The 7484-nt window shown below is 43.5% G+C and carries 9 protein-coding genes; 8 read left to right on the forward strand and 1 reads right to left on the reverse strand.

Annotation, left to right across the window (positions count from 1 at the left end; all coding sequences use genetic code 11):
• Nucleotides 1-146 precede the first annotated feature (146 nt).
• From M0415_RS20370 to M0415_RS20400, 7 genes are all read left to right on the forward strand, one after another.
• On the forward strand, nt 147-1487 hold the full coding sequence (locus tag M0415_RS20370) for a hypothetical protein (RefSeq protein WP_123115334.1): 1341 nt from the start codon (nt 147-149) through the stop codon (nt 1485-1487).
• Nucleotides 1488-1510: 23 nt separating this feature from the next.
• Nucleotides 1511-2257 (forward strand): hypothetical protein, encoded by a 747-nt coding sequence (locus M0415_RS20375; RefSeq protein ID WP_123115333.1) that lies wholly within the window; start codon nt 1511-1513, stop codon nt 2255-2257.
• 9 nt (nt 2258-2266) lie between these two features.
• Nucleotides 2267-2722, forward strand: coding sequence for a metal-dependent hydrolase (locus M0415_RS20380; RefSeq protein WP_164489356.1), 456 nt, complete (start codon nt 2267-2269; stop codon nt 2720-2722).
• 12 nt (nt 2723-2734) lie between these two features.
• Nucleotides 2735-3205 carry a hypothetical protein gene (locus tag M0415_RS20385; RefSeq protein ID WP_123115331.1) on the forward strand — a complete coding sequence of 157 codons (471 nt, stop codon included), beginning with the start codon at nt 2735-2737 and terminating at the stop codon, nt 3203-3205.
• A 26-nt stretch (nt 3206-3231) separates the two neighbouring features.
• A complete protein-coding gene (locus tag M0415_RS20390) occupies nt 3232-3669 on the forward strand; it encodes a hypothetical protein (RefSeq protein WP_140374498.1) in 438 nt (145 codons plus the stop codon).
• Between the two features lie 63 nt (nt 3670-3732).
• On the forward strand, nt 3733-4218 hold the full coding sequence (locus M0415_RS20395) for a hypothetical protein (protein WP_086903405.1): 486 nt from the start codon (nt 3733-3735) through the stop codon (nt 4216-4218).
• A 292-nt stretch (nt 4219-4510) separates the two neighbouring features.
• Nucleotides 4511-5227 (forward strand): phosphoribosyltransferase, encoded by a 717-nt coding sequence (locus M0415_RS20400; RefSeq protein ID WP_123115330.1) that lies wholly within the window; start codon nt 4511-4513, stop codon nt 5225-5227.
• Between the two features lie 235 nt (nt 5228-5462).
• On the opposite strand, the gene M0415_RS20405 is transcribed toward M0415_RS20400, so the two are convergent.
• Nucleotides 5463-6155 carry a hypothetical protein gene (locus M0415_RS20405; protein WP_164489355.1) on the reverse strand — a complete coding sequence of 231 codons (693 nt, stop codon included), beginning with the start codon at nt 6153-6155 and terminating at the stop codon, nt 5463-5465.
• 144 nt (nt 6156-6299) lie between these two features.
• Here M0415_RS20405 and M0415_RS20410 point away from each other — a divergent pair.
• Nucleotides 6300-7484: hypothetical protein (locus M0415_RS20410; RefSeq protein WP_249560522.1), on the forward strand; the 1185-nt coding region annotated here is incomplete at its 3' end.

Raw genomic sequence — 7484 nt, forward strand, 5'->3', positions numbered from 1 at the left:
TTGGTTGCTGATTTTTCAAGATGTGAAATGATTGGTTGATGGAGCAACATGAGCGAATAAATTTTTCAACGACCATTTTGAGTTTTGAAATGGCTGATCAATTTTCATTGTTTGTTATAAACAACGAATAGAGAGGGGAGGGGCCAATGCTGAAATTCGTCGCAGTAACGCTATTGCTACTTGCTGGTGGAACAGCCACAGCTGCTGTACAAGACGTTTATCACCACAAGGGTTTGAGTGTTGAGCTCGAACAATCAGTTAGTGAGAGCGAGGCGGAGTTTAAAGAGCGTGCTAAGCGTATTTTGATGTTAAAGGCTATTTCTCAAACACCGAAATTTGTCACGTTGACAACCCACTTCGATAGCAATCGAGATGAACTACTCGAGGTCGGCAATGTGCTTCAAGGGGCAGAGGTAGAGCTGAACAAGTTTTCTATCACGAAAAGCATTGATCAAGTTGAAGCTGTGGTCTCGGGTGATCTGGTTGTTGATGTGTCGGCCATGAGAAAAAAAGTAGAAAGTGCACATAAACATAAATCGCTTCAAAGGCGCATTACTCATTTGCAGCGTACCAATAGTGAGCTGGTCAGTATTTTAAGGTCTATTCAATCGAACCAGGTGCTGTCTGAACTAAGTGGATCAGAGGTAGAAGATTACCTTTCTATGCTTGACGTGAAAGTGAAACTCGATGTTGTCAATGGCTCGGAGATATTGTCATTGGCTAATGCTGTAGAAAACGGGTTAACCCAGGAGCAGATCGTTCAAAGGGAGGTGGAGTTAGCCTATCGGACCTTCATCTATCCATTTATTGAGCACGCAAATGTGGATTATAAGATCGCCGCGGTGACTCCTATTGGTAATGGTCTACTTAGATTAACCATTAACCTCAAGATCGATAGGAATCCCGAAGCGATTTCAGCATGGTTTCCAAAAAGTCGAGCGATGATGGAACTGTGTGACAAATACTTCTATCACTGCGATTCGCTATACGAAGAAGGTTCGAAGAGAGGTGTTGCTGAGTATTTAGAACCGAGGTACTGCAGCAATAATTTGTTTGCCTTTCTACCTTATGGCCCAAGTAATCCACCTCGTTTTGTTTCTGGTCAGCATGATCCGGCGTGCCAGTTGTTAATGCCTCATGAGGTAAGCCTATCAGATCACAGCAAGGCCTTTTATAAGGGGTATCTGAGTGGAACGCTGATAAATACAGAAATGGACAAACCATATCTCATGGCATTTAAAACCTTGTCCCTTGACGCTTATTGGCTTTCTTTCCGCCTGGCGGACGAAGTGGTGAGATTGAATTTAAGTGACGTAACTGTCGAAAATATTGAGTTTTTTCTGTACCTGCCTGAGTCAGTTGCAGGTTCAGATTTTGATGTTTCAATGGCTATATCACGTGAGGTTTACCGTGTTAAGGATGCCTCATGGCGTGGGCTCAATGGAGAGTTACTACGTCATCAACCACGTGGTGTGATCTTTTACTGAATGATACATAGAAGGAATTGGTTATGAAGAAAGTCATCATTTTGAGTTTGGCAACTATGTGCCTAGCGGGCTGTGCCAGTGATCCAGTAGAGCAATTTAATACTCAACAAGAGCAAAAGCGCGATGCCGCGGTTGCCATGGCAAACGTAGAGTTAGACAACGTTCCTAAATGGTTCCTGTCACCGCCTAAGAGCGATCAGTATGGCATTGTTGGCGTGGGGTCGGCTAAGTCAAGGGATATGGCTATTGCGGTCAAGAAAGCGAAGCTGCAGGCGGAATTCGAGTTGGCCAAAAGCTATCGACAAGAGCTATCGGGCTCTGAACGAATTTATGAGCGTGAAGATGCGGCAGGGAATCTGGTACAAACATCGCAATTCTTGATTGATAAGCTGATTGATTCGGTGCCCGTCGTGGGCTATGAGCAGCTTGATCAGAAGGTGATGGTGTTACCCTCCGGTCAGTTTCAGGCTTACAGCCTGTTGAAGCTGCCTTATGATGAGTTCAACAAGGTGTTGCAAATCATCAAGTCGCAATCTCAGGATGCCCTAGAGCTAGAAGCCTTCAATGACCTGGAACGTCGATTAGAGTCGAAACGCCAGCGAGAAGAACAAGAAAAGCAAGATGATCATCAACGTAAATTAGAGGTGATGGATCAACAGCAACGTGTTCTTACTGGTGGGGCCCGGGTTACAATGGTTGAGGGCGATAGCCTGACTCAATCTGCGCCAAAGGGTGAGCCGGCCAGCACGCTTGCTGACCTATTTCAATAGGGCATCCTTGTGATCTTTCGCAATCATCTCATAGTGACAGGTGCGGTAACATTAGTTGTAGTCAAATCGCTTGAACTTGGCTTACCGCTATGGGCAGTGATAGGGGGGATATTTTTCGGGTCGTTGCTGCCCGATTTAGATCACCCCAGTTCGACGATCGGCAAGCGTGTATTATTTGTCTCAGTACCGCTTGCGGGGCTCTTTGGACATCGGCAGTTTACACATTCGATTTGGCCATTGATTTTCACCATTTGGTTGTTCAATTTAACCGAACATGCGAATGGATACGTGATGGTGCTGATGATTGGCTATATGTCGCATATTATCGCTGATATGTTGACAGATTCTGGAGTGCCATTACTGTGGCCCGTTCAGAAGCGTTTTGGAATAACCATTTGTAAAACAGGTGGTGTATTGGAACATATAGTCGCTTACGGCTTGCTGGCCGTAGCGTTGATACTTTAATTAAGGGATTGTATGAGCAAAGATAAAGATTTAGTCGAATCAGTCGTAAAAAGCAAGATGGAAGAACAACAGCAGTGTAGTGAGGTTATAGATACCATTGGAATAAAGGAGCTGGCCCAGCTACTCAATGACTTCAGTTTCTGTAATTCCACCATTCTAATTGACGATGATGATACGTGTTTTCGCATAACGATGGATCATGCTGAAGTTATGTTCTTTTCAAATGGCGAATGGCGTGAGAAGCAAGAGTACGTTGGGATGTTAATTAGCATCAACCGGGCTTTTGATGAGACCTTTATGAGCAAATTTAACCAGCAAACGATCATTGGCCGTTTATATACTGTAGATAAGGCGGCCGGTATTACCATTTTCAGAGGTGATGTGCATTTAATTGGTGGCGTAACCAAAAGGCACATTTATATGAAAATTAGAGCGTTTGTAGACTGCTATAAGGCATTGAATTTACAGCAAATCTCTCACTAGTATGGGGTGGGGTAATGGTATTGGCAATGAAATTGAAAAAGAATTTGAAATTATACCTGGGAATAGTTGTGACTTTGGTTTTCTGCATTTATTTCTTCAACAGGAGTGTTGATGAGGATGCCATTAGGCTTGCAAAGGGGAATTGGGTAGCCTCAGAGTCATTATGCAACGATAAAGTGTCTGGCATTATTGGTTTAGATCTGGATGAGACATCAATGCTGGAAAATGGAGCCAAGTACGACGTAGATCATTACCAGGTAGAGCTTATTAATCGAGAATTTACGTGCGGAATTGTTGGTACCGCTCATTTTACTTACAAAGTAACAATGCACCCATCCATGGTGTCGTTAGAAGTTGGGGTGATGGATGATCTAGCTGTAGCTCGTAATAATAAAGGTCAAGTGTATTTCAAGTTAACTCCTGAATTTAGAGCGCTATACGAAGAAATTAAGGCAAAAAGTTGAGTAAGTTGCGGCTTATTAGTTGGGTGAGATTATCAATGGAGTTGAATCAATAGAGGGACGAGAATGAATCGAGTATTAGATTATCACATCCAAGACCTGCACAACATCAGCTCTCATAACATCATTTGTACTCACCCGTTGTACAGAGGCAAGCTGTATACACGTCTAAGAGCCAAAGATTTGAAGAGTCTTAGCCTTGGAGCTAAAGGTGTTCAAAGCTCAATAGCTGCAGCTGAGTTGAGTCGTAGGGGGTATATTGACTCACGACTGGAAGGTACAAAATTTTTGGTCGAGATCAGCCTTCACGCGATAGATCGCCTTAGCATGTATCATATGCATCGATTTTTGAGTCAATACGATGGCGAGCAGGGAATAAGCAGCTGGTGTAATAAGTTGGTAAAGGAGGCGTTTAATCGTTACTCATCCGAGCAATTGGAACACCTGGCTGAACTAGAGAGCTTCAAATTACAACAAGAAGGAATGGTGTTCCTGATAAGGCCGCATGAATACCGTGATAATGTCTTTGTGTTAACGACTATTGAGCCCTAGCCTGAATTGATGTTACCAGGAAGAAAAATGAAACTATCGAAACTAACATTCGAATGATGATAACGACTAACTGCGCTGAGGGGCTAGAAGGTATTTTGTTGGACCCAAAACCCTTATTCAAATTGAGTACGGCAAGGCCAAGCCTGCTTTGTTTCTAATAACCGCTAAAGGGAAACACTCGTTGTATTTGGTGAGCCCAGAATTGCGATACAAAGCAAAAACAGAGATTGCAGGACTGGTAACGAAGGCTTAGTCTTCGTTATCTGACTAACTTAGGAATTTTGGAAAATATATGGGTATCGATATTATAGAGACACGAGGCTCAAGGCTTAAAGAAGTACGTGTAAATGATGCTCATGATCGATTAGTTATTACTGATCCCAGTAAAAACCCGGTGGAACATGATATCGGGCTTGAGTTGTTGATTACTGCCGTTTTTCAGAGAAAAAAATCTAAGACTAGAAAAGGAGATGGGAACCCGCTGATCTATGCTTTGAAGGGGTTGCACCATTTTTCAATATCAGAAGAAAGTAAGCTTGCGCTCTATGAGAAAATGGCTACTATTGTGTCTAATCATTATCAAGGAAAAAAGTTTGATACCGTTGCGCCATTACCTTCATCTAAACCTATCGCGCTTTGGTTAGCCACAACCTGCTGTGAAATATTGCATGTTCCAATAGAAAAAAATGCATTTTTCAAAGCCACGAACGCAAACGTGTTAAATCAGCTTCAAGGTGTAAATGGTGGAAAAGAAGTAATTGAGTTGAGAAAGTTACTTGAGAAAGCTAAACCAAATGGTCAGTTTGCAATGAAAGATGTAGATTACGCTCAACGTCTTCACATTGAGCCTATCAGCGTGAATCCTTTCTACAGCCCAGCAGGAAAAATTCTTATAGTGGATGATTTAGTTTCCTCTGGTTCTAGCCTCAAATCAGCATATAACTCTTTGAAAAATAAAGATCCAGATTTGGAAATCGAATGCCTAGCTCTACTTGGGCCGGTCACTTAAACAAATTTGACACAGTGGTAGGCTTATGTATAATTCAGTTAGACCGTAAATGTGCTCTATGGTCTCTAAAGAAGATATAGACGAAAGTTTATGAGCCCGAGCGTGCACCGTAAGCGAGGTCAAACCATAAGGGTTAAGTATCGCTAAGTTAGGCATCGGCTAACAACATTAAGATAAAAATTACAAAACGCCCAGAGTAAAATCTGGGCGTTTTTGTATCCAAATCACGAGCAATCTATACGTTCATGTGATTAACTAGTTTTAGAGTTTCAATAAAGCTGGCTACTGAGAGCCCGGGGAAGTTAAGGACATATTGACTGCACACCATATGCGCTAGCATAACAGAGTCATAGCCTGTGATTGGAACAGCGATAGCTGGCTTTCCACCCTCCATGAGGTTAACAAACACTCCTGCCTTACCTCGATTTTCCTGCCAGGTGATCTTCATCCCTTTGTTCTTTTGGGGACCGTGATTGTTCCCTTCAAAACTCGTTCTTAAGCCGAGCAGAACTGCAGCAACAGAACATATCTCGGATTTTGTTATCTGCACCGCCAACTTATTACGCCAGTCAAACTGTCGATTACTGCCGGGTATGGCAAGCGCGCCTTCCAACATTACCGTATGCCATTGACCCTTTCGTGTGATCGACGGTTTCAGTTCGATTGCACCTTTCGTGCCATGACACTTGAGAGAGAAAAATGGTGGAAAGGCCCCACAGTACCTCACTGGAGAAGCAGCATTGGAATGACCATTCTGATACGTTCCAATTGGCCCAAGCTGACTCTGAGGCACATGGTAATTGGTATTCTGCGGTTCGTAAGTGTGTTCCTGATAGTCATGACCAAAAGTATTTGGCGGAACTGGTTGAGAGTATAGGGCTTCTCCGGCGTGCATATGAATTATCTCTGTAAATTGACAGTGATTCATGATTACACGACGCCTTGATCTGGCAACTCTCACAAAATAAAAAATAGCGTGAGCGTTTTGGGCATTGAAACTGAATGTGTGACTCAAACAGAGCTGTAGCATTCGTAATTGGAAAATTCGGATCTCCGACCAATGGACTTTGCTATGACTCATATAAACAAAACCATAACCATCGTGGCTGGCATATTTTTATGCCTACTTGCGACAGTGGCTAATGCTTACACCCAGATTCCTGACGTTAAAGCACTCGCTTTAGACAAGCTGGTGGTTAACCGTATCGATCAACCTGTCACAGTGCTCCAAACATCACCAATAACAACTGGCGATGGCAAGATAGCTAAGGGGTTCACCGAGGTCACTGTTACAGTTGATCCAGCGGCGCCAATGGGGATTTTGATAAACAATAAGCAGGTTTTACCAGGGGGGAGCGTATCTGTTGTTGTCGATCTCAGCTCATCTGGAGGAGTGATAAAGATTCCGGTGGCGCCGGATACCGCTAATTTGAGCGGCAAAATCCATTATGAGTTGGCGATCCCTAAAGTTACAGCTGAGTTATGTGACAGCGGTTTTTCCCTAAACGGCACCAATGGTACATGCCAAAAAGTCAATGTTTCCGAAATGATTTACGCTTGTCCATCTTCTTGGACAATGACAACTGATTTATCAAAATGTGTTCAGCAGACGCAAATAGCAAAGGTTAGTTGTCCTGCAGGGTATCTCAGTAATGGTGATGGCACTTGTACGTTGACTGAAACCAAGCCCACTGTGCCTAAGTGTCCAACGGGGTATGCTTACTCTGCCACCAATGATCGGTGTGAGCAGCTGCTATCACAACCGGCTTTTAAAACCTGTAGCGATCCAGCTTATCATTACGACTTTAACTCGGATGCCTGCGTTAAAACGGTAAATCAGCCTGTAAATTATGATTGTGCTTCAGGTTATTCATATAACTCGTCACTTAAGATCTGTGAGAGAACATTAACAGCTTCAGCTACGCCTGTTTGTGCTAGCGGCTATACCTACTCGACAACGAATAAACGCTGCGAAAAGACCGTAACCCAGGCGGCAAGCAAGGTGTGTGCTTCAGGCTATACCTATTCAGCGACTAATAACCGCTGTGAAAAGACCACCACAAGCAGCGCGACACCTGTTTGTGCTAGCGGCTATACCTACTCGACAACGAATAAACGTTGTGAAAAAACCGTCACTCAGACCGCTAGCAAGGTGTGTGCTTCAGGCTATACCTATTCAGCGACTAATAACCGCTGTGAAAAGACCACCACAAGCAGCGCGACACCTGTTTGTGCTAGCGGCTATACCTACTCGACA

It is taken from the genome of Shewanella sp. 10B, assembly GCF_023475885.1.
GTDB lineage: Bacteria > Pseudomonadota > Gammaproteobacteria > Enterobacterales > Shewanellaceae > Shewanella > Shewanella mangrovisoli.